General features: G+C 64.6%; 20 protein-coding genes. 10 read left to right on the top strand and 10 right to left on the bottom strand.

From position 1 onward, the window contains the following. Positions 1 to 59 precede the first annotated feature (59 nt). Positions 60 to 407: a phasin family protein gene (locus ACN9MU_RS12635; protein WP_426344671.1), complete on the bottom strand. Its 348-nt coding sequence runs from the start codon at positions 405 to 407 to the stop codon at positions 60 to 62. Between the two features lie 444 nt (positions 408 to 851). Between ACN9MU_RS12635 and ACN9MU_RS12630 the strand changes: the two genes are divergently transcribed. Next, the gene (locus ACN9MU_RS12630; RefSeq protein WP_426344882.1) at positions 852 to 2369 is read left to right on the top strand and encodes a SagB/ThcOx family dehydrogenase; all 1518 of its coding nucleotides are present in this window, start codon (positions 852 to 854) and stop codon (positions 2367 to 2369) included. Here the strand turns inward: ACN9MU_RS12630 and ACN9MU_RS12625 are convergent. The 6 genes from ACN9MU_RS12625 to ACN9MU_RS12600 form a co-directional block, all read right to left on the bottom strand. Next, positions 2366 to 5989: an EAL domain-containing protein gene (locus tag ACN9MU_RS12625; protein ID WP_426171038.1), complete on the bottom strand. Its 3624-nt coding sequence runs from the start codon at positions 5987 to 5989 to the stop codon at positions 2366 to 2368. The two genes, ACN9MU_RS12630 and ACN9MU_RS12625, sit on opposite strands and share 4 nt — an antisense overlap. A gap of 35 nt (positions 5990 to 6024) precedes the next feature. Next, on the bottom strand, positions 6025 to 6993 hold the full coding sequence (locus tag ACN9MU_RS12620) for a PAS domain-containing sensor histidine kinase (protein ID WP_426322696.1): 969 nt from the start codon (positions 6991 to 6993) through the stop codon (positions 6025 to 6027). Between the two features lie 69 nt (positions 6994 to 7062). Continuing rightward, complete coding sequence (locus ACN9MU_RS12615) at positions 7063 to 7950, bottom strand: esterase/lipase family protein (protein WP_426322694.1); 888 nt, start codon at positions 7948 to 7950, stop codon at positions 7063 to 7065. Positions 7951 to 7953: 3 nt separating this feature from the next. Then, positions 7954 to 9561: a GMC family oxidoreductase N-terminal domain-containing protein gene (locus ACN9MU_RS12610; protein WP_426337399.1), complete on the bottom strand. Its 1608-nt coding sequence runs from the start codon at positions 9559 to 9561 to the stop codon at positions 7954 to 7956. Beyond that, positions 9558 to 10055 (bottom strand): hypothetical protein, encoded by a 498-nt coding sequence (locus ACN9MU_RS12605; protein ID WP_426322690.1) that lies wholly within the window; start codon positions 10053 to 10055, stop codon positions 9558 to 9560. Before ACN9MU_RS12605 ends, ACN9MU_RS12610 begins: the two co-directional genes overlap by 4 nt. A 68-nt stretch (positions 10056 to 10123) precedes the next feature. Then, positions 10124 to 10885 carry an RNA methyltransferase gene (locus ACN9MU_RS12600; protein WP_426344670.1) on the bottom strand — a complete coding sequence of 254 codons (762 nt, stop codon included), beginning with the start codon at positions 10883 to 10885 and terminating at the stop codon, positions 10124 to 10126. 151 nt (positions 10886 to 11036) lie between these two features. On the opposite strand from ACN9MU_RS12600, the gene ACN9MU_RS12595 reads away from it, so the two are divergent. The 7 genes from ACN9MU_RS12595 to ACN9MU_RS12565 all read left to right on the top strand — a co-directional run bounded on the left by ACN9MU_RS12595 (position 11037) and on the right by ACN9MU_RS12565 (position 16898). After that, positions 11037 to 11819, top strand: coding sequence for an inositol monophosphatase family protein (locus ACN9MU_RS12595; RefSeq protein WP_426172179.1), 783 nt, complete (start codon positions 11037 to 11039; stop codon positions 11817 to 11819). A gap of 146 nt (positions 11820 to 11965) precedes the next feature. Further along, the gene (locus ACN9MU_RS12590) at positions 11966 to 13387 is read left to right on the top strand and encodes a DEAD/DEAH box helicase (RefSeq protein ID WP_426171028.1); all 1422 of its coding nucleotides are present in this window, start codon (positions 11966 to 11968) and stop codon (positions 13385 to 13387) included. 29 nt (positions 13388 to 13416) lie between these two features. Further along, positions 13417 to 14199, top strand: coding sequence for a 2-oxo-tetronate isomerase (gene otnI, locus ACN9MU_RS12585; RefSeq protein WP_426322686.1), 783 nt, complete (start codon positions 13417 to 13419; stop codon positions 14197 to 14199). 72 nt (positions 14200 to 14271) lie between these two features. Further along, positions 14272 to 15096: a hypothetical protein gene (locus ACN9MU_RS12580; RefSeq protein ID WP_426322684.1), complete on the top strand. Its 825-nt coding sequence runs from the start codon at positions 14272 to 14274 to the stop codon at positions 15094 to 15096. Beyond that, positions 15093 to 15557 (top strand): hypothetical protein, encoded by a 465-nt coding sequence (locus tag ACN9MU_RS12575; RefSeq protein ID WP_426171023.1) that lies wholly within the window; start codon positions 15093 to 15095, stop codon positions 15555 to 15557. The genes ACN9MU_RS12580 and ACN9MU_RS12575 overlap by 4 nt, the downstream gene beginning before the upstream one ends. 54 nt (positions 15558 to 15611) lie before the next feature. Then, positions 15612 to 15989, top strand: a complete 378-nt coding sequence (locus ACN9MU_RS12570) for a TraR/DksA family transcriptional regulator (RefSeq protein WP_055934865.1) — start codon at positions 15612 to 15614, stop codon at positions 15987 to 15989. A gap of 9 nt (positions 15990 to 15998) precedes the next feature. Next, complete coding sequence (locus ACN9MU_RS12565) at positions 15999 to 16898, top strand: universal stress protein (RefSeq protein ID WP_426344669.1); 900 nt, start codon at positions 15999 to 16001, stop codon at positions 16896 to 16898. Between the two features lie 8 nt (positions 16899 to 16906). Here the strand turns inward: ACN9MU_RS12565 and ACN9MU_RS12560 are convergent, their stop codons facing one another. Together ACN9MU_RS12560 and ACN9MU_RS12555 are read right to left on the bottom strand one after the other, a co-directional pair. After that, complete coding sequence (locus ACN9MU_RS12560) at positions 16907 to 17266, bottom strand: hypothetical protein (protein WP_426171020.1); 360 nt, start codon at positions 17264 to 17266, stop codon at positions 16907 to 16909. A 166-nt stretch (positions 17267 to 17432) separates the two neighbouring features. Beyond that, positions 17433 to 17963, bottom strand: coding sequence for a hypothetical protein (locus ACN9MU_RS12555; protein ID WP_426344668.1), 531 nt, complete (start codon positions 17961 to 17963; stop codon positions 17433 to 17435). Positions 17964 to 18087: 124 nt separating this feature from the next. Here ACN9MU_RS12555 and ACN9MU_RS12550 point away from each other — a divergent pair, with 124 nt between their 5' ends. Next, entirely contained in the window at positions 18088 to 19509 is a 1422-nt protein-coding gene (locus tag ACN9MU_RS12550; RefSeq protein ID WP_426171016.1) for an ATP-binding protein, read from the top strand. After that, on the top strand, positions 19506 to 20768 hold the full coding sequence (locus ACN9MU_RS12545; RefSeq protein WP_426171014.1) for an HD domain-containing phosphohydrolase: 1263 nt from the start codon (positions 19506 to 19508) through the stop codon (positions 20766 to 20768). The genes ACN9MU_RS12550 and ACN9MU_RS12545 overlap by 4 nt, the downstream gene beginning before the upstream one ends. Here the strand turns inward: ACN9MU_RS12545 and ACN9MU_RS12540 are convergent. Next, the gene (locus tag ACN9MU_RS12540; RefSeq protein WP_426171013.1) at positions 20728 to 21921 is read right to left on the bottom strand and encodes an ATP-binding protein; all 1194 of its coding nucleotides are present in this window, start codon (positions 21919 to 21921) and stop codon (positions 20728 to 20730) included. The two genes, ACN9MU_RS12545 and ACN9MU_RS12540, sit on opposite strands and share 41 nt — an antisense overlap. Between the last annotated feature and the right edge of the window lie 2 nt (positions 21922 to 21923).

The following is a 21923-nucleotide window of genomic DNA, read 5'->3' as shown; positions in this document are numbered from 1 at the left end:
AACAGGGGGGCTCTATTGTTTCCCCTGCAAGGATATCACTATTAGAAGTTTTCCAGAAGTTACGCTTTTTTCGTTGTGGCCTTTTTGACGGGCTTTTTCACCAAAGCCTTCAATTCTTCGACCTGCCGGCTCAGTTCATCCATCCGGTCGATCAGGGCGTTGATGTCCTGCCGCATTGGCACGCCAATCGAGTCCAGCGCCCGGGTCACCCGCTCCTCGAACACTTTTTCCAGCGAATTGACGGTTTCGCGCACATGGACGGCGCGGTCGCCTTCGACGGCTCGGGCACGTTTTTGCAGGTCGGTGAAGGCCCCCAGCCCCGCCTTCCAGATCTCCTGTGCCGATTCGCGTACTGCCTTGGTCAGCCGTTCTTCGCTTTCCTCAAACGATTTCGTCTTTTTACCCATGGCGGCGGCTCCTGTATTTATTCTGCTGCCATTGTAAGTCGCGCTCTCTAGAACGGGGCTTCTAATGCGGTCTACAATGCCCGCATGGGGCCGAAAATCCTGTGGGTGCTGCTGCCGTTGGCGGTGTACGCCGCCCTGCTCGCGCTGGCATGGCGCGGGAAAGCACCGTCGCGCCTTGCGCTCAATATGCATAGCAGCCTGCTGCTGATGGCCTACCTTCTCTGCACTGCCGGCCTGGGATTGTTCTGGGTCGCCAACCAGCAGCTCCCCGTGTTCGATTGGCATTACCTGTTCGGCTATGCGACGCTACTCCTGGTGTCGCTGCATCTGTTCTTTAATTTGCCGACGGCCCTGCGCTGGCTGCGGCAGCGGCATGGCTCGGCGCCAGCGCCGCACCGGCCTGCCGGCGCGAGGGCGCGGCACAGCAGCGTGCTGATCGCCGGGATGGCGGCGGCTTTGGTGCTGGCCTTTGCGCTTGGTGCGCATTGGGGCGCGCGCGGCGTACCGCCCCCAGTTGCCGTGACGGACGCGCGCGGCGACACTTTCGCGGCTGCCATTGCGACGGTGCAGCGCTATCACGAAGCGTCATCGTCTTCGCGCAGCGGCGTGCTGCGCCGCGCTCCTGCGGTCGATTGGGGCGCACAACGGCCTCCCTTCAAAAGCTATCCGGCCTCGCCACATATCGCCTTGCCTCGCGCCGTACCGGACGATGCCGGCTCTCGCAGCCTGGGCGCCATGCTGCGCGGCCCGGCAGCGCCGCACCCAGGGCGGGCTCTCGACCTTGCGGCCGTTGGGCAGTTACTGCACCTGACTGCAGGCGTCACCGCCAGGCGCGGAGGACTTGCATTGCGCGCGGCGCCCTCTTCCGGCGCCCTGTTCCCTGCCGAGCTTTACCTGGTTGCCAGGCGTGTCAATGGCTTGCAACCGGGGCTTTACCATTTTGATCCCGACCAGCATCGGCTGGCGTGGCTTGGCGGACTTCCTTCCGGGCTGCTTGCAGTCGAGGCGGATTTGCTGATGGTGGTGTCGGCTGTCTTCCAGAGGACCGGTTACAAGTATCGCGATCGCGCCTACCGCTATGTCGCAGCCGACCTGGGGCACCTAGTGGAAAATGCCCGGCTGGCGGGACATTATGTTGGCGTGCACGCAGTCCTTCTCGAACAATTCGACGAAACGGCCCTGGCGTCGCTATTCGGATTGGATGGCGTGCAGGAAGGCGTGATTGCGATGGCGGCTTTTTCACGCCCGGCTGCGGCCGCGCCGGGCAGGCCGGTGGCCCAACTGCTGCCTCCCGGCAGTGCCGATTCTGCTCCAGGGGCCAGCCTCGGCGTGACCGGCGAAATCCATGCCGCCACCTCGGCGGCCAACGGCGGCACGTCCGCGCGCGCACTGCGTGCGGACGGACTGGTCGCCCTGCCGCCGGGCGATGCGGCGCCAATGGACCTGGCCCGAACAATCCTGCAGCGCCGCAGCCAGCGCCGCTTCTCGGAACAGCCGGTCCAGCTCCAGCAACTGGCATCGATATTGGCCGACATGGCGCAGGCACCGCTCTTGTCAGGCGCATTGCATGCAGACCTGGTGGTGAATCGCGTAGCTGGACTAAGGCCCGGCGTCTATCGCTACCTGCCAACGCGGCATGCGCTGCAGCCAGTGCAGCTTGGCGACTTCGCGGCACAGGCCCGCAACGCGGCGCTGGACCAGGACGTCATCGGCAACGCCGCCGTCGTCCTCATCCTCTCCGCCGACAGCGCCCGGGCGCTGGAAAACGGCGCCCGCGGCTACCGCATGGCCTTCCTGGAAGCAGGCCTGATGAGCGAGCGCTGGCTGCTGGGGGCCGTCGCCAGGGGGCTGGGCGCCTGCCCCGTCGGCGCGTTCTACGACGACGAGGCGGCGGCGCTGGTCAAGGCGGAGAAAGGCCGCTGGGTCCTGCACTTCGCCGCCCTCGGCCAGGCGGCCGATTAATTGAGGTATTGCGGCGCCCTGACTTGCGAATGCAGCCGGAACCCTTCGCGGATATTCTCGCGCAGCACCGCTCCCTTCCAAGGCTTGGTGTAGAAGCGGTCAATCGCCCCGTGGTTGATGGCAGCCATGATCGGCGTCAGGTCTGCATAGGCCGACAGCATGATGCGGAACGTATCCGGCGCCAGGTTCTTGACCCGCTCCATGAACTCGGTCCCGGTCATCATCGGCATGCACTGGTCGCACAGGATCACCTGCACGCGGTGCCGCGCCAGCACGTCGAAGCCTTCCGCCGCGGTCTGGGCAGTCAGGATCCGGTAGCCGTCCTGCGCCAGGAAATCGCTCAGCACATCGAGCATGAAGGCATCGTCATCGACAATCAGCAAGGTTTGCTGGTCGACGATGCTTTCGTCCGTCGGCGTTTGTAGGTGGCGCCCTTCGCGCAGCATCTGCACGAAGTCGGCCTCGGGCAAGGGGCGGCTGAAGTAATAGCCCTGCATTTCGTCGCAGTCGTGGCGCCGCAGGTAGGACAGTTGCGCATCCTTCTCCACGCCCTCCGCAATCACTTTCAATTTCAGGCTGTGGGCCATATTGATGATGGCCAGCACGATCGCCGCATCGTCCGGATTGCTGGTTACCTCGCGCACGAAAGCGATGTCGATCTTCAGCTTGTCGATCGGGAAGCGTTTCAGGTAAGCCAGCGACGAGTAGCCGGTGCCGAAATCGTCGATCGAAATCTTCACGCCCAGCGCCTTCAGGTTTTGCAGGACCGTGATGGTTTCCTCGGCATTGGACATCAGCGAGCTTTCGGTCAGCTCCAGCTCCAGCAGTTCCGGCGAGATATCGTTCTCCTTGATCGCCCGCATCACCTCTTCTTCCAGGCCGCCGACGAAGAACTGTATCCCGGATACGTTGACCGACAAATGCACGGGGCCGACATCTCCTTTCGCCCACTCGGCAATCTTGCGGCAGGATTCATGCATCACCCAGCTCCCGACTCGCACGATCAGGCCGGTTTCCTCCAGCAGCGGGATGAACAGCGCCGGCGACACCAGCCCGTGGCCTGGCCGCTCCCAGCGCAGCAGCACTTCGGCGCCGCTGATGCGGCCGGAGGCAATATGCACCTTGGGCTGGTAGTACAGCCTGAATTCATTGTTGTCGATGGCGCGCCGCAGCGCATTTTCCATGTCCAGCCGCGCCAGCGATTGCGCATTCATCTCCGCGGTGAAGAAGCGGAAGGCGTCTCGGCCCGCCTCCTTGGCGCGGTACATCGCCGTATCGGCGTACTGGATCAAGGTATCGGGATCGCTGCCATCTTCCGGGAAAACGGAAATGCCGATGCTGGCGGTGACCGTCACCTCGTGGCCCTTCAGGTCGAAGGGCTGGCGCATCGCCTCGCGGATCTTGTCGACTACCGCGATGGCGTTCTGCGCACCTTCCGGCAGCATCAGGATCGCCGCGAACTCGTCGCCCCCGAAACGCCCGATGGTGTCGCGCACGCGCAGGCACTCCACCAGTCGGCTGGAGAACTGCCGCAGCAGCTCGTCGCCGATGGTGTGGCCCAGCGTGTCGTTGATGTTCTTGAAGCGGTCCATGTCGAGGAACAGTACCGCCAGCGCCCAGTTATGCTCGGCCGCCTGTTTCAGCGACAGCGTCAGGGAATCGTAGAACTGGCTGCGGTTCGGCAGGCCGGTCAGGGTATCGAAATGGGCCAGCTTGAGCAGGCGGCGCTCCGCCTCCTTGCGCTCCGTGATGTCGCGCGCAACGGCCACCAGGATCCAGTTCTGGCCCGAGCGCAGCGTGCGGCGCTGCACTTCCACGGACAGCGGCGAACCATCCTTGCATTCAAGCAGCAACTCGGCCATCGCCCCGCTCTGGTCGCCCGCCAGCAGCTTGTCGTACAGGTCCTGCAAAGGCTGCAAGCCGGGAACCAGCTCACGATCCGGCCCAACCTTCAGGAATTCCTCGCGCGCGAAACCCAGCATGCGGCAGGCTGTCACATTGACGTCGATGAAACAGGAATTGGCGCGGTCGACCAGGAAGATCGCATCGGCCGTCGCGTCCATGGCAAGCCGGAAGCGGCGCAGGTCTTCGTCAAGCCGGATGCGCGCGTTCATGTCCAGCTGGAGCTGGGCGTGGTGGCGGCTGATTTCCTCGTACAGCAGCAGGTTTTCGTAGGCGACTGAAATCTGCGCCGCCACCGTCACCGCCACCCGTTCATCGACTTCGTTGAATTCGTCGGCGCCCAGCTTGTCCACCAGGTAAAGCCAGCCGTGCACGCGTTCGCGCGAGGCAATCGGCACGCCAAGGAAGGAATGCACCTGCGGGTGCCCGGCCGGCAGCCCGATCTCACGCGGATCGCCGCCCAGGCGGCTCATGCGAACCGGCTGGCGTTGCTGCAGCAGGCTGTCAAGGATGCCGGCGCGCGGCTGGCCCGCCACGACCTGGGCCTGTTCGCCCACGCCGCAGGATGCAAAATAGCTGGTCTCCTGCGCATCCTGTTCCAGCACGCCGATGCAGGCGAAGCGCGACACGCAAATATTCTGGGCCACGCGCACGCCGATTTCAATCAGGCCTTGCGCATCGCGCTCGGCGCCGAGCTCGATCCCCAGCTCGATCAGGGCCGTCAGGCGCAAGCTGACAGCCTGCAGGCTGGAGAGGGAACGCGACAGGCGCTCGGTCATCTGGTTCAGGTGTTCCGGCTCGCCTTCATGCGTCTCGCCGTTGTTGGCGATGCGCGTAATGCCCTGGCTGCTCGACTCCAGTTCGTCGATGTATTCCGCCACCTTGTGCTCGATATCGAACAGGCGGCCCTGGCTGGGCGGCTCCGGTGCAAATGCCGGCAGCGCCTCGCCCTGCTCCGCCATGCCCAGGGCCTGGTGCACCGTCTTCAGGATCACGTCCGGGTCGGACGGCTTGGGCAGCACCCAGCGCACGCCGCACGCTTCCGCCACTGCCATCGCCTCGCGCTCGCGGTAGGTCGCGGTATAGAAAATGATCGGCACGTCAGCCAGTTCCGGCTTGCTGCGGATGCGGTTGACGAACTCATAGCCATCCATGTTCGGCATCAGGATGTCGGAAATGACCAGGTCCGGCCGCTCCGCTTCCATCACCTTCAAGCCTTCCATGCCGCTGGACGCTTCCAGCAGGCGGTGGCCGCTGTAGCCCAGCAGCGTCATCAGGAATTCGCGGTTCAGTACATGATCGTCGACGATCAGGATCGTCGCGATGTCGTTCTCATCCCGGGGCGACATCTCCCCCGGCAAAAAAGACTCGATTTGCGAGACGAAGGTGTCAGGTTCGATCGGCTTGCCGATATAGCCGTCAAAGCCGGCAGCGAGCAGCTTTTCGCGGTCGCCGACCATGGCCAGTGCGGTCACGGCCAGCGCGGGAATGTCTTTCAGTTCCGGGTCTTGTTTCAGTTGCGCCACCACGCCGTAGCCATCGAGCTTGGGCAGGTGCACATCGCAGATGATCAGGTCGGGCACTTCGCGGCGCGCCACTTCCACGCCTTCCTCTCCGTTGTGGGCCAGGAGCGGCTGATAGCCGAAGGCACGGAGCAGGTACACCATCAGCTCCATATTCGTAGGGTTGTCTTCGATAATCAGGATGCGTGCTGACATTGGTACTCCTGTCAATGTATCGCCTCTAGTATCCGCTATTCCAGCGGCAATGTGAGCACAAATATGCTGCCATTGCCAGGTTTGTCGAAATGCCGGACCGAGCCGTTCAACAGTGCCGCCAGTTTCTGGCTCAGGCGAATGCCCAGTTGTTGCATGATGTCTTCCGTGACGCCGGTACCGGTGTCGCTGACACTGACCTGCACCACGGGCTTGCCCCCGGCCACGCTGCGTTCCAGGGCGATACTGACTTCGCCACGTTCGGTAAATTTGATCGCGTTAGTCAACAGGTTGCCCAGGATTTGCTGCAAGGCGCGGCGGTCGGTGCGCAGCATCACGGCTTGCGCCGGCGCGCGGAAATGCAGCACCAGCCCTTTCTGCTTTGCCTGCGGGCGGAACGCCATCGCCAGCTCTTCGACAACGGCACGGCAGTTCAGCGGCTCGGCGTTCAACTCCACCTTGCCCGAGCCGATCTTGGCAAAGTCCAGCAGGTCGTTGATCAGGGCGAGCAGGTGGCGCGCGCTGGCTTGCACGGTACGCAGCTGCTTCTCCTGATCCGCATTCAAGGGACCCGGAAGCTGCATCAGCAACGTGCCTGTGAAACCGATGATGGCATTCAGCGGCGTGCGCAATTCATGCGACATGCTGCCCAGGAAGCGCTCCTTGGCCTGGCTGGCCTTTGCCAGTTCGCTGATATCACGTACGGAATGGACTTGCAGCCTGCTGGCGCCGGCGCCCAGCTGGCTGCTGCGCACGTCGGCCGCGAACCTGTCCCCGCCCTTGCGCGCCCCCCAGGCTTCCGGCCCCTTGGGCAGCACGGCTTCCAGGGCCATGCCGCGCATTTCCCCCGGCAGGTAGTCGAACAGGTCTTCCGCGCGGCAGTTGGCCAGCACGATGCGGCCAGATTCGTTGGCCACCACGATAGCATCCGGCATGGATTCGAGCAGGCTGCCAAAGCACTCTTCGGCCTCCAGGGTTTCTTCGAGCTTGCCGTAGTCTGTCGCCATCGTCCCGCTTTCTTATTGAAACCAACCAGGGTCAAAATTGCAGCGTTTCTTGCTTGGCCTCAAGACAGTCTAAGTGATACCCAAAATCTCCGCAAGAATGTGGCTTGCGATCGCTGGATGGCGGCCCATGCCGACATGGCCGATGCCATGCAGTGCGATATTGCGGGCGCCGGGCAGGTGGCAGGAATCCTGCGGCGCGATGATGTTGTCGTGCCAGGAGTAGATGGAGGTGAACAGGCCGCGCCGGTTGCGGTCGGCGGCATCCAGCTGCGCCAGCCATTCGGCATTGCGCTGCATCTGGCGCGCGTTGTGGCCCGGCCCAAGGTGCGCCAGGTCGGTGCCGTGGTGCGGCGTAGCCAGCGTGATGATGCGCGCCACATGCGCGGCGCCGAAGCGGCGCAGCCAGGCGCGCGCCACCAGCCCGCCCATGCTGTGCGCCACGATGATGACCTTCTCGCTGCCGCTGGCAGCCAGCAGCGCCTGCACGCCCTGCTCCAGCTGCACGGCAAAGTCTTCGATATCGCCGAACACCGGTTCCAGATCCACGGTGGCATGACTGTAGCCGCGCTCTTCCAGCTGCTCGGCCAGGTGGACCCAGAAGCCGCCGTTGGCGCCATAGCCGTGCACCAGCAGCACCGGCAAGCCGCGCGGCGTCCTTGCAATATGCATGCGCGGCTGGTGGCGCAACATATGCCAAGACGTCACGGCCATGGTGGACGCATACTCGTGAAAGAACAGTTGCAAGCGTTGCAGCAGGCCCAGGTGCGCCTCTTCCGGCAGCGGCCGCAGCGTCATGCGGAAATTGTTGGCCGTGATCGCCAGGCGTACCAATAGCACAACAATCACCGCCAGCAGCAGCGCCACATCGGCTGGCACCAGGCGCGATAACGCCCATGCGATGACGATCGCAACGGCCACTTGCGTGGCCATGATCATCAGCAGCATGCGTTTTACCATTGGTCAGGCCTTCCTTGCCAGGCGCTCGGCCAGGCCGCTTGCCAGCCGGGCCGCGACGCCATAGATCGACAGCTGCGGATTGGCGCCGATCGAGGTCGGGAACAGCGAGCCGTCGTGCACCGACAGGTTGCCGATGCCGCGATACAGCCCGTCCGGCGCCACGACGCCGGTGGCGGCATCGCCCGTCATCGCGCAACCGCCCATGACGTGGGCCGAGACGACGCGCGTCAGCAGCTTTTGCATCGGCAGCACGGCAATGGCCTGGCGCGCCTCATCCCAGTTCTTGTAGGGCTGACGCACCAGTTCGTGCACCGGGCCTACCCCGTCGGCGCCGGCGGCGAACTGGATTTCCGCCATGGTCAGCAAGGCGCGGCGCGCACCTTCCCAGAAGTAAGGCGTCAACGGATAGTCCAGGCGCGGCGAGCCGTCGCTGTGCAGCGTCACGCGGCCGCCGGCCGCTTCCGGATGGAAGCCGTCGCGCAGCAGCGCCAGCATGCCCTGCACGTTGGCAAAGCGCTTCATCAGGTTGGCATGGGACGGGCCGTAGCCTGCCAGCGTGGTCGCGCCCAGCACCGGATGCAGCGGCGCGACTTCCAGCTTGTAGCCCATGGGGCCGTCCAGCGCCTGGGTATGCAGGAAATGGTCGGAATAGACGGTCTGCGGCGCGCCGTTGAAGGCTTCCACCGCTTGCGGGTACAGCCCCATCGACACCACCACCGGATGCAGGAAGGTGCGCTGGCCAAGCAGCTGCTGCGGATCGGGCGCACCGGAGCGCAGCAGCAGCGCCGGCGAGTTGATGGCGCCGCCCGCGACCACGAAGTGGCGCGCCTTGAGCGTCAGGCGGCGGCCGGTCGGTTCCATGCCATCCGCAGTCAGCGCCGCGCACTCGAGCGAGGTGGCATGGCCGCCCGCCAGCGTGAAGCGCTCGGCGCGGGCACGCGTCAGCAGCACGGCGCCTTTTTCCAGCGCGGACGGAATGGTCGTCACCAGCATCGACTGCTTGGCATTGGTCGGGCAGCCCATGCCGCAATAGCCCAGGTTCCAGCAGCCGTTGACGTTGCGCCGGATCAGGGCGGTCTTGATGCCCAGCTTGTCGGCGCCGGTGCGCAGCAAGTCATTGTTGGCGTTCGGCGGGGTCGGCCAGTCGCTGATGTGCAGGCGCTCTTCCATTTTCTGGAACCAGGGCGCCATGCCTTCCACGCTATAGTCGCGCAGGCCATATTTCGACTGCCACCAGCCCAGCGTGTCGGCCGGCGTGCGGAAGCTGGATGTCCAGTTGACCACCGTGGTGCCGCCGACGGTGCGGCCCTGCAGGATGTTGATCGCCTTGTCGGCGGTCTTGCGGGCGGCGGAATCCTGGTAAAGGGAAGGATAGGCATCGGCCTCGCGCATCTTGAAATCCTTCGACGACTTCAGCGCGCCCTCTTCCACCATCAGCACTTTCAGGCCGGCTTGCGCCAGGATTTCCGCAGTCACGCCGCCGCCCGCGCCCGTGCCGACCACGACCACGTCGGCGTCGAAGCTGCGGTCCTGCTGCAAGGTGGAGGCATCGATGACTTGCCAGCCGGCGGCGATGCCGGCCTGGATCGGATCTGGAATCGGGCTGCTCATGCGCTCAACTCCTTCATCGGGCCGGAATAGGCGATGGCCGCCCAGGTCGAAGATTCGGCATACCAGGCGCCGAGCACCAGGTCATGCAAGCCATGGTAGGCCGTCTGCAGCATCTCGGTGCGATGGGTGCGCCACCCCTCCAGGAAGGCCGCCACCTGCTCGGGGCTTGCCTCCGGCCAGGCCGGCACGCCAGCCAGCAGGCGGCGCGTGGGCGCAATGTTCAGCAAGCCGAACAGGTCACTGATTTCCTTCTGCACGCGCAGCGGCAGCCCATTGATGGCCGCGCCGACGCGGTCGATTGCCGCCTGCAGCGCTGCCGCGTCGGGCGCGACGCCGGTAATGGCTGGAATCAGCGCCGCCAGCATGGTGCGGCCCTCGGCATCGAGCGCAAAACGCTCGGCCACGGCCGGACGGAGTTGCCGGTACACGGCCCCGCCGGCGACCAGCGCCAGGCCGCCCAGCAGCCCAGCCTTCAAGAATGATCTGCGTTGCATCTAGTCCCCTCTTAATAGTTATAGGGGGATTCTAAGGACGCCGCCGCGCCCCGGCTAGAGAAAGACCTCTAATCCTTGCGGCTGCGCACCTGCATCTGGCGCGCAATGCCGCGCAGGATGTTGACTTCTTCCGTTTCCAGCCCGGCGCGCGCAAACATGCGCTTCAGGCGGGGCATCAGCTTGCGCGGATTGTTAGCGTCGAGAAAGCCGACCTCGACCAGCGCCTGCTCCAGGTGCTCGTACATGCCGTCGATCTGGGCCGCGCTGGCCGCTTCGCCGTGGAAACCGACCGGGCTGGCCGCATGCCGCCCGTCAAGCGCCGCCATGCGGCATTCATACACCAGGACCTGGGCCGCCTGCGCCAGGTTGAGCGAGGAATAGTCGGGATTGGCCGGGATATTCACCAGCACATTGCAAGGTTCGACAATCTCATTCGGCAGGCCAAAGCGCTCATTGCCGAAGATCAGGGCCGCGTTCAGCTCCGCCCCGGCCGCCAGCTGGCCGGCAAATTCACGCGGCGTCACCACCGGCGGCGAAAACTCGCGCAGCCGCGCCGACACGGCCGCCGTGAAGTTGATCCCTTCCAGCGCTTCGGCCATGCTGCCCACCACCCGCGCCGACGACAGGATATCCTGCGCGCCGGAGGCAAAGGCCACCGCTTCCTCATGCTCGCAGGCCCCTTCGAAGCGCGGATTGACCAGCACCAGGTCGGAAAAACCCATGGTTTTCATGGCGCGCGCCACCGATCCGATATTGCCGGGGCGGCTGGTTTCCACCAGGACGACCCGGAGGCGGTGGAAGGCGGAGGATGCGGTTTCGGTCTGCTTCATTTACAATAGCGGGATTCTGCGTTGGGCCGCATTTTACTCTGCCCGCACAACGCGCCGCTCTTTTTCAATCTTGTCATCATTTCCGCTGCCGGATGCGCGAAGCGTTTCCGTGGGCGGCAATGTCTATTTTACGGAAGCTAGTATGCACCCAATGCTGAATACGGCCATCAAGGCCGCGCGCCGTGGCGCCGCTGTGATCAACCGCGCATCCTTCGACCTGGACCGCGTGAACGTAACTGAAAAACAACACAATGACTTCGTCACTGATGTTGACCAGGCCGCCGAACAGGCCATCATCGAAGTGCTGCTGAAAGCCTATCCCGACCACGCCATCTTCGCCGAAGAATCCGGCGTGACCGGCACCGTCAATGACGAGAGCGAATACGTGTGGATCATCGATCCACTGGACGGCACCACCAACTTCATGCACGGCTTCCCACAGTACTGCATCTCTATCGCCCTGCAGCAAAAAGGCGTCGTGACCCAGGCCGTGGTCTACGACCCGGTACACAACGACCTGTTCACCGCCACCAAGGGCGCCGGCGCCTACCTCAACGAAAAGCGCATCCGCGTCAACAAGCTCGACCGCATCAGCGGCGCCCTGCTCGCTTCCGGCTACAAGCCAGGCAGCCCGGCCGCCATCGCTGAGTTCGCCAAGATGTTCACCATCATGGCCGAGCGCTCGCACGGCATCCGCCGCGCCGGCTCCGCCGCCCTGGACCTGGCCTACGTCGCTTGCGGCCGCCTGGATGGCTACTACGAAAAGAACCTCAAGCCATGGGACATCGCGGCCGGCGCCCTGCTGGTGACCGAAGCGGGCGGCATCGCCGGCGAGTTCAACGGCGAATCGAACTATATGAACACCGGCCACATCATCGCGGCCTCGCCAAAGGTGTTCGGCCAGATGGTTGGCCTGCTGGCAGAATTTGCATAAAAACAAGCCCAAAACCGCCACAAACGAGGCCCTGCGGGGCCTCTTTTGTTATTGCCGTGCGTCAATGAATCGGACTTGCTGCTATACTCCGCACAGGGCCGACGTTTCCGTATGGCAATAATTTCCACATAATTTATATAATAACTATGAACTTTTCCGATCTCGGCTTGTCCGATGCCATTCTGCGCGCGGTCGCCGAAACCGGCTATACAGCCCCAACCCCGATCCAGGGCCAGGCCATTCCTGCCGTACTGAATGGCGGCGACCTGCTGGCAGGCGCCCAGACCGGTACCGGCAAGACTGCCGGCTTCACGCTGCCCGTTCTGCACCGCCTGTCCACCGACGCCTTCGGCAGCAAACTGGTCAACAATACTTCGCCGCGCCCGATCCGCGCCCTGATCCTGACCCCGACCCGCGAACTGGCGGCCCAGGTGGAAGAAAGCGTCAAGACTTACGGTAAATACACCAAGCTGAATTCGGCCGTGATTTTCGGCGGCGTCAGCATCAACCCGCAGATCAAGCTGCTCAAGCACGGCGTCGACATCCTGGTGGCCACGCCAGGCCGCCTGCTGGACCACATGGGCCAGGGCACCGTCAACCTCGACAAGATCGAGATCCTGATCCTGGACGAAGCCGACCGCATGCTGGACATGGGCTTCATCCGCGATATCCGCAAAGTGCTGGCCGCCCTGCCGCCGAAGCGCCAGAACCTGCTGTTCTCGGCCACCTTCTCCGACGAGATCAAGGCCCTGGCCGACGGCCTGCTGGACAACCCGAAAACCATCGAAGTGGCGCGCCGCAATTCGACGGTGGAAATCATCTCGCAGAAGATCCACCCGGTCGACCGCGACAAGAAGCACCCGATGCTGTCGCACCTGATCCGCACCCACGCCTGGACCCAGGTACTGGTCTTCACCCGCACCAAGCACGGCGCCAACAAGCTGGTCGAGCAACTGGGCAAGGACGGCGTGAAAGCCATGGCGATCCACGGCAACAAGAGCCAGACCGCGCGTACCCGCGCGCTGGCCGAGTTCAAGGATGGCACGCTGCAATGCCTGGTCGCCACCGATATCGCTGCGCGCGGCATCGACATCGACCAGTTGCCGCACGTGGTCAACTATGACCTGCCGAACGTGCCGGAAGATTATGTGCACCGCATCGGCCGCACCGGCCGCGCCGGCGCCAAGGGCGAAGCAGTGTCCCTGGTGTGCGTGGACGAACACGTCATGCTGCGCGATATCGAACGCCTGATCAAGGTCACGCTGCCGCGCGAAATCATCCCGGGCTTCGAGCCGGACCCGAACGCCAAGGCCCAGCCGATCCAGCTGCGCAGCGGTGTCGGCCGCCATACGAATCGCCCCCCACGCCCTGGCGGCAACGGCAATGGCGGAAACGGCGGCGGCAACCGCAGCCAGAATGGCCAGGGCAAGCCACGCGTGGCTGCCAGCGGCAACGGCGGCGCCCCGCGCGCAGCAGCCCCGGCCGGCATCCGCCGCGACGCCCGTCCAGGCGGCAGCCCAAGCGGCTCGCGCCCATCCAACGCCCCGCGCAACCGCCCTCCACGCTGAACCAGGCCAGGCCCGCTATAATCGCGGGCATGCCACAGTTCGCTGCCAACCTGTCCATGCTGTTCACCGAAGCGCCCTTCATCGAGCGCTTCGGGCTGGCGCATGCGGCAGGCTTCAAGGGCGTGGAATTCCTTTTCCCCTACGCCTTCGATTCCGACGACATCAAGGAACGCTTGCAGCGCCACCAGCTGCAACTGGTGCTGCACAACCTGCCGCCCGGCGACTGGCAAGCGGGCGAGCGCGGCATGGCTTGTGATCCGCGCCGCTTCGAGGAATTCCAGGATAGCGTCGGCCTCGCCCTGGAATACGCGAGGGAGCTGGACACGCCGCGCGTGCATTGCATGGCCGGTATCCTGCCCGGCGGCCTGGCGCCGGAACGTGCACGCGAGGCGTATATCCGCGCCTTGCAATACGCCGCCGACCAGTTCGCGCCCCATGGCATTGAGGTGCTGATCGAGCCGATCAACCATTTCGACATTCCCGGCTATTTCCTGAACCACAGCCGCCAGGCGCTCGAGATCCTGGCCGACGCCGCGCGCCCCAACCTGTTCCTGCAGTACGACATTTACCACATGCAGCGCATGGAGGGCGAGCTGGCCAACACCATCCGCGCCTGCCTGCCCCATATCCGCCACATGCAACTGGCCGACACGCCGGGCCGCCATGAACCGGGCACGGGCGAGATCAACTATCCTTTCCTGTTCCGCCTGCTCGACGAGCTCGGCTACCGGGGCTGGATCGGCTGCGAGTACCTGCCTGGCGCGCGCACCGAAGACAGCCTGGCCTGGGCCACGCCCTACCTGCGCGCCTGACCTTTGCGCTGGCGCAAACGCGCCCGCTGCGCCGAGGTGCAAGATGGTCTCTGCCGCCCGAGGAGACCCGCCATGAAACGTTACCTGTGCATCCTGTTGTGCCTGCTACTGGCCGCCTGCGCCAGCAATCCGCGCCTGCGGGAGGTGCGCGCCCTTGCCGACGACGCGCCCAAGCTGGCCGGATTCAACGACCTGAGCCAACGCTTCCGCGATACCTTCCAGCGCGAGCAGCCCTACCTCAGCGCCGCAGCCGTCCAGCGCGAGGAAGCGATCGACCGCAAGCGCCACGACGCCTATCCCGATTTCATCGCCCTGCACAGCGCCGCCACCACCTACCTGCGTGCCCTGGGCGCCCTGGCCAGCGGCGACACCTTCCATTACGGCGACCAGGTCAAGCAAATGTCGCAAAGCATCAAGGCCTGGCCCGATACCGGCCTGAGCGACCGCCATGTCAACGCCTATGCCGGCCTGGTGCGCCTGCTGCTGCGCAGCGCCACGGCACGCGAACAGGACCAGGCCGTGCAAGCCATGCTGCGCGAAGGGTACGAGCCGCTGCAAGGCACGCTTGACGCCATGCACACCCTGCTGCGTTACTTCAACAAGAACCACGACAACGAGCAGCGCATCGTGCTCGGCATGCTGGCGGTGGAAATTCCCTATGCCGACGCGCCGCGCGACCGCCTGCTGGCCGCCCTGGCCCGCGCGCACCAGCAGGAAAAGTTGAAGGAGTACCGCCTGCTCGGCCTGCGCCACACGCTGGCGGCGCAAAACATCGATGCCATCCGCGAACGCCACGCCGCCCTGTACCGCGGCCTCGACCCGCTGCCGGCGACCGACACCGCCGGCAGCGCATCGTCCGCCATCCCGCCTGCCACCGCCCAAGGAGCCCAGCCATGAGCCTGACCGCCGCCCTGCCGCACGACCTGGAAACGCTGGCCGACAGCCTGTCCGCCAGCGCCGACGAACTGCACGAGCGCATCATGCGCGGCATCCGCCAGCAGCAACGGCTGGAGGGCAACAACGGCAAGGGCGCAGGCGCGCCGCTGACGCACGGCGCGGCCCAGGCCCTGTTCGAAAACGAAGTGGCGCTGCGCCAGCAGGCCAACAGCCTGTACGTCGATGCCGCCAGCCATTCGCTGGAAGGCATGGGCGTCACCCTGCCCGAACTGCTGCGGCTGGCCAGCGAAGCACGCGAAACCATCCGCCGCATCGAGCGCGTCAAGGAACTGGCCGGCATCAGCGCCGACTTGCTGGCCGTGGCGGCAGCGATTGCCGCGGCCCGGCCCGAACACCTGGCAGCGCCGCTGGAGAGCCTGAAAAAACAGCTGGCCGCACGCCATGCACGCGAGAGTGCGTAATTAACGCAGCAGGCATACAATGGTCTTCCGAACAATGAATTCGTGGAGACCGCCATGGGCCTGTCGCCGGATCAGCTTGCATCATTGCAAGCCGCGCTGGAGCAACGCAAGCTAGCACTTTTGCAGCAGCTTGCCGGCCGCATGGACGGCGAGCTGGCGCGCGTCCCGGCGGTGGAGGAAATCGAAACCTCGCCGGCAGACAGCGCCAGCAATCGCACCCTCAACCAGCTCGAACTGGAAGCCGACGAACACAAGCAGGCACAGCTCAGCAGTATCCGCCACGCCCTGGCCAAGATCGACGAAGGCAGCTACGGCTTGTGCGACAATTGCGGCAATGAGATCCCCTTCTCGCGCCTGAATGCGCGGCCCGAAGCACCGCTGTGCATCGCGTGCCAGACGCGGCTGGAGAAAGCGACGGCGGCCCTGCGCTGAGAAAAAGCCATGGCCTACAAAACTATCCTGGTGCACGTCGATGAAGCGCCCCATAGCGCAGCGCGCATCCTGCTGGCCGGCGAACTGGCGCTGCAGGAAGGCGCCCACGTCATCGGCGTCGCCACCACCGGCATTTCGCGCTTCCTGTACCAGAACGAAACGGTGGACGACAACGATCCCAACCTGGCGCGCCACCTCGACATCCTGCGCGAGCGGGCCAGCCATGCGCTGGCCGACTTCGCGCCGCGCCTGCAGGCGCTGGGCGTGCAATCGTTCGAACAGCGCATCCTCGACGATGAACCGGCCGCCGGCCTGAGCCTGATGGCGCGCCATGCCGACCTGGTGATCGTCGGCCAGCTCGCGCCGAACGGGCGCGGTCCCGACGTGCCGGCCGAAGTGCTGGCCGGCAGCGGCAAGCCGGTGCTGGTCATGCCCTTTGCCGCCCGCACCTCGTCTGCCATTGCCGTCAGCAGCGATGGCGTGGCCAGCCCGGGCGGCCCGGCGCCGGCGCGCCACATCCTGGTCGGCTGGAATGCCAGCCGCGAAGCCGGGCGCGCACTGCAGGATGCGCTGCCCCTGCTGCGCCGCGCCGACCGCGTGACGGTGGCGATTGTCGATGCCGAGGCGCGTCCCGGCGTCTTCGGCGATCCGCCCGGCACCGACGTGCTGGCCTGGCTGGAGCGGCACGGCGTGATGGCGAAACTGGTGCTGGCCCAGAGCGAACGCATGGGCCTGCTCAAGCGCCCCGGCAACGTGGGCGAACAGCTGCTGGCCCTGGCCGGCGAGCGCGATTGCGACTTACTGGTGATGGGGGCGTACGGCCATTCGCGTTTCCGCGAAACGCTGCTGGGCGGCGTCACGCGCAGCGTGCTCGACGCGATGACGCTGCCGCTGCTGATGTCGCATTGAGCGCGCCATCATCCCTCGGAGAGCCAGGCCTGGCTGCGAATCTTGGCGACCTGGCGCAGCGCCAGCCACTTCCAGATTTGCAATGCATCTTCCTGCTTGCAGCTCATATGGCGCGGCGTGGCGAGCGCAATTTCGCAATCGCGGTCCGACCACTCCTCGTAGCGTACGGCGCCGTCCTGGCCGACTTCGACCTGGTACATCAGGCCGTCGTCATAGCCGAACTTCAGGGTGGCACTGCCGGGAATGCCATCGGGGCCGTGGATCTTGCCGCCGTACACATCCGACAGTGCCGCCACCAGTTGGGCTTCGGTCGGCGCCGAAATATCGCGGCGATCCGGCCGCGAAAGGACTACCCATGCCTGTGTCATTGGCCCTCTCCCCCTCAGAACAAAGCGATAGCTCTTGTGGCAGATGATGTACTGGACGGCACGCCGTGGTCATGATCCACGTCTAGTTCGCTGCTTTTATTGTAGCAACTATCATACCGAAAATTACTTTTCGCACAGGGGGCGTTTGCATTCCGCAACAGGGCGCTCAAACAAATTGTGGGACTGACAAGGGATCAAAATCCTTCCAGTCGCCGTTCTCGATAATGCCTTGGGCGCGCTCGATTTTTTCCGCGCCCTGCTGGCGCATCAGCTCGATCGCCCGCGCCTCTTGCCCGCCGTCGGCTGCCACGGCAACCATCATGCCGGAGCGGCGTGGCGGCGGCCCCGATTCGTTCTTCTCCTTCAGTTCGGAAAAGCTGTACAGCGAGCCCACGTGGGCGCCGACCAGGCCGCCCAGCACCGGGCCCAGCGGCCCGGTCAAGGGAATGGTGGCCGCCCCTGCCGCGGCGCCGATGGCCGCGCCGGTCACTTCGCCCTTGGCCACCGCCTCCGGGGTTTGCTGCGCGCCCGGCGACTCGGGGCGGTCGCCGCCGGTCGGAATCACATTGTGCTGCCCGGGCGGGTTGTTGAAGAAGGTCGATACGCTGCCGGCAGCGAAACCGGCAGCCTTGAACGCTTCGCATACCTCGAGCGCGGTTTCCTGCAACTGGAAATGTCCTGCAATGATGGTGGCCATGGCGGTTCCTCCCAAAAGCCCTAGCCTGCCTAAGCCTGGCCTTTATGACTGTTAGCTATCGCACGCGCACCTTTTCTATTTCCCGCCGTATAATCAGACCGTCCACACCAGATGCCACTTTGACATGAGCAGCTTCCACGTCGAAAGGTCTGTCGAACGCGCCCTGTCCGAATTGCTGGACGGTCACCCCGTTGCGACCTTCGTCATCGATACCGACCACGTCATCACCCACTGGAACAAGGCCTGCGAACACCTGCTGGGCTGGGGCACGCACGAAATGGTGGGCACCCGCCAGCACTGGCAAGCTTTCTATACCAAGCCGCGCCCCCTGCTGGCCGACCTGATCGTCGATAACATCGATCCGGCCACCGACCGCAATTTCCGCGACAAATACAAGCCGTCTTCGCTGATCGACGGCGCCTACGAGGAAGAGGACTTCTTCCCCAACCTCGGCGCGGCCGGGCATTGGCTGCAATCGACGGCAGCGCCGCTGCGCGGGCATGACGGCAAGCTGGTCGGCGCAATCCAGAGCCTGCGCGACGTGACCGAGCGGCGCGTGGCGGAAAACGCCCTGCGCCGCGCGCACGACAACCTGGAGCAGACCGTGCGCCAGCGCACCGCCCAATTGGCCGAAGACATCCGCCAGCGCCAGAGCGCCGAAGAGGAGCTGCGGCGCCGCAATATCGAACTGACCGAGCTCAATGAAACCCTGAGTCGCACCCAGCAGCAGCTGGTGCAGTCCGACAAGCTGGCCTCCATTGGCCAGCTGGCGGCCGGGGTGGCGCACGAAATCAATAATCCGATCGGCTACATCTTTTCCAATTTCGGCACCCTGCAAAGTTACCTGGACAGCCTGTTCTCCATGCTCGACGCCTATCAGGAAGCCGAGGCGGCGATCGTGGATCCGGCCGTCGCGGCCCGGCTGCGCGCCATGCGCGACCAGGTGGAGCTGGGCTTCCTGCGCACCGATATCCCGACCCTGATGCAGGAATCGAAGGAAGGCATCGTGCGCGTGCGCCATATCGTGCAAGACCTGAAGGACTTCTCGCGCGTCGACAGCCAGCAGGAATGGGTCTGGGCCGACCTGCGCCAGGGCATCGACTCCACCCTCAACATCGTCAGCAACGAAATCAAGTACAAGGCCGACGTGGTGCGCGAATACGCCGAAATCCCCGACATCGAATGCCTGCCGCTGCAAATCAACCAGGTGGTGATGAACCTGCTGGTCAACGCCGCCCACGCCATCGGTTCCATGCGCGGCCGCATCGAGATCCGCACCGGCTGCGACGGCGATCACGTCTGGTTCAGCGTCTCCGACAACGGCGCCGGCATCGCGCCGGAAAACCTGGGCCGCATCTTCGACCCCTTCTTCACCACCAAGGAAGTCGGCAAGGGAACCGGCCTGGGCTTGTCCCTGTCCTACGGCATCGTGCAAAAGCACCACGGCCGGATCGAGGTCGATTCTGCCCTCGGCCAGGGCACCACTTTCCGCGTCACCCTACCCAAGAAGCGACCTCCCAACGAGCAGAAGGAAGCCACCCCATGATGACCATCCTGTGTGTCGACGACGAGCCGAACATCCTCTCTTCCCTGCGCCGCCTGTTCCGCGGCAAAGGCTACGAGGTGCTGACGGCCATCAGCGGCGCGCAGGGGCTCGAGCTGCTGGCGCAGCAGCCGGTCGACCTGGTGATCTCGGACATGCGCATGCCGGAAATGGACGGCGCGCGTTTCCTGGCCCAGGTGCGCGAGCGCTGGCCCAATACCGTGCGCCTGCTGCTGACCGGTTATTCCGACGTGCAGTCGATCCAGGACGCCATCAACTGCGGCGAGATCTACCGCTACATCACCAAGCCCTGGGACGACAACGACATCCTGCTGATCGTGCGCCACGCGCTGGAACGCCACCAGCTCGAGCTGGAAAAGCAGCGCCTGGAAGCGTTGACCCTGAAGCAGAACGAGGAACTGAAGTCGCTCAACGCCGGCCTGGAGCAAAAGGTCGAGGAACGTACGCGCCAGCTCAAGGCCAACTTCCTGACCACTATCAAGATCCTGTCGAGCATCGCCGAAGCGCGCGGCACCGGCCAGACCGGCCAGACGCGCCAGGTGGCCGACCTGGCGCGCAAGATGGCGACCCAGCTCAAGCTCGACATGAACGAGGTGCAGGATATCTTCATCGCCGCCCTGCTGCACGACCTTGGCCGCATCGGCTTTTCCGACGAGATGCTGCGCACCCCGATGACCATGCTGCACGGCGCCGACCTGGCGCTGTTCCGCAAGCATCCTGTTTCCGGCGCGCAGTTGCTGATGCCGCTGACCGACATGGCCGGCGTCGCCGCCATCGTGCGGCACCAGATGGAGCGCTTCGACGGCCAGGGCTTCCCGGACCGGCTGGCGGGCTTTGCGATCCCGATCGGCTCGCGCATCCTGACGCTGGCGATCGATTACTTCAACCTGCAGCAAGGCGCCCTGGTGCAGCGCCACCTGAAGCCGGAAGAAGCCAAGTCGCTGGTGATGGATGGCAGCGGCAAGCGCTATGACCCGCAAGTGGTGCAAGCCTTCCGCCAGGTGGTCGACGGCGGCGTGCGCGGCGTGGCGGAAAGCACCGACGTCGAATTGCTGTCGGGCGAACTGGTGCCCGGCATGGTGCTCGCGCGTGACGTCGTCAGCCGCGATGGCCTGATGCTGCTGGCCTCCGACCACGTGCTCAATGAGCGCATGATCCAGCAGTTGCAGGACTTCGAGAAAAAGAGCGGCCACCGCCTGCCTATCTGGGTTCAGCGGAGCGCAGTGGCAGGACCACGGTAAATGCCGAGCCTTTGCCGGGCTCGGAGATCACGTTGATGCGGCCGCCGTGCTTGTTGACGGCGCCGTAAGCCAGGTAGAGCCCCAGCCCGGTGCCGCTGCCCACCGGCTTGGTGGTGAAGAAGGGATCGAAAATACGGCCCAGATTCTCGGGCGGGATGCCGACGCCGTTGTCCTGGATCCGCACATGCACGGCCTCGCGGTCGGCGCTGGTGACGATGCGGATGATGCCTTCGCCGGGGATGGCCTGGATGGCATTCATGAGGATGTTGCGGAATACCTGGTTCAACTGGCCCGGCAAGCCGCGCACCAGCGGCAGCTTGCCATAATGCCTGTCCACCTTGGCCTTGAAGCGCAGCTCATTGGCCAGCGCATGGAGCGTGCTCTCCAGACCCTCATGCAGGTCGGTCTGCTGCCACTGGCTGTCGCCGGCTTCCGAGAAGTCTTTCAGCGCCTGCACGATGTCGCGCACGCGGCGCAGGCCATCCATCGACTCGCGCAGCAAGGCTTCCGTATCTTCCTTCATGAACTCGAAATCGGCCGCGCTGCGCTGCTCCGCCGTGGTGCTGTGCTCGACCAGTTCGAACAGGGTGTCGGCATAGCTTTTCAGGGTGCCGATATTGGAGGTGACAAAACCGACCGGGTTATTGATTTCGTGCGCCACGCCCGCCGCCAGCTGGCCGATCGAGGCCATGTTCTGGGCCTGCACCAGGGTCTCTTCCATTTGCTTGCGGTCGGTAATGTCCGTCAGCGAGCCAATCACCTCCAGCGGCGCGCCCTGCTCGTCGCGAATCAGGCGCAACTGGTCATGCATCCACAGGTAGCGGCCATCGGCGGTACGGAAACGGTATTCGTAGGCCTTCTCGCCTTCGGTAAAGATCTGCGCCAGGCTGGAGAAGATGTTCGGCGCATCGTCGGGGTGGATATGGTCGAACCAGAAATTGGGGTCGGCCACCATGTCTTCCGGCCGGTAGCCCAGCACGTTGAGCGCGTTGGCGCTGACGAAGGTCATCTTGAAGTCGCCGCTTGGCACGGTGCTGTAGATGATGGCCGGGGTATTGTCGACCAGGTATTTCAGGCGCTGCAGCGGATCGGCCGGTTCGCTGGCGCGGGCCGGCGCTTCGCTGGTGATGAAATCGAAGTCTTCGAATTCCATGG

The organism is Pseudoduganella sp. R-32 (genome assembly GCF_049913245.1).
In the GTDB taxonomy this organism is placed as follows: domain Bacteria; phylum Pseudomonadota; class Gammaproteobacteria; order Burkholderiales; family Burkholderiaceae_D; genus Rugamonas.
This window is presented reverse-complemented; position numbering and strand designations above follow the sequence as displayed.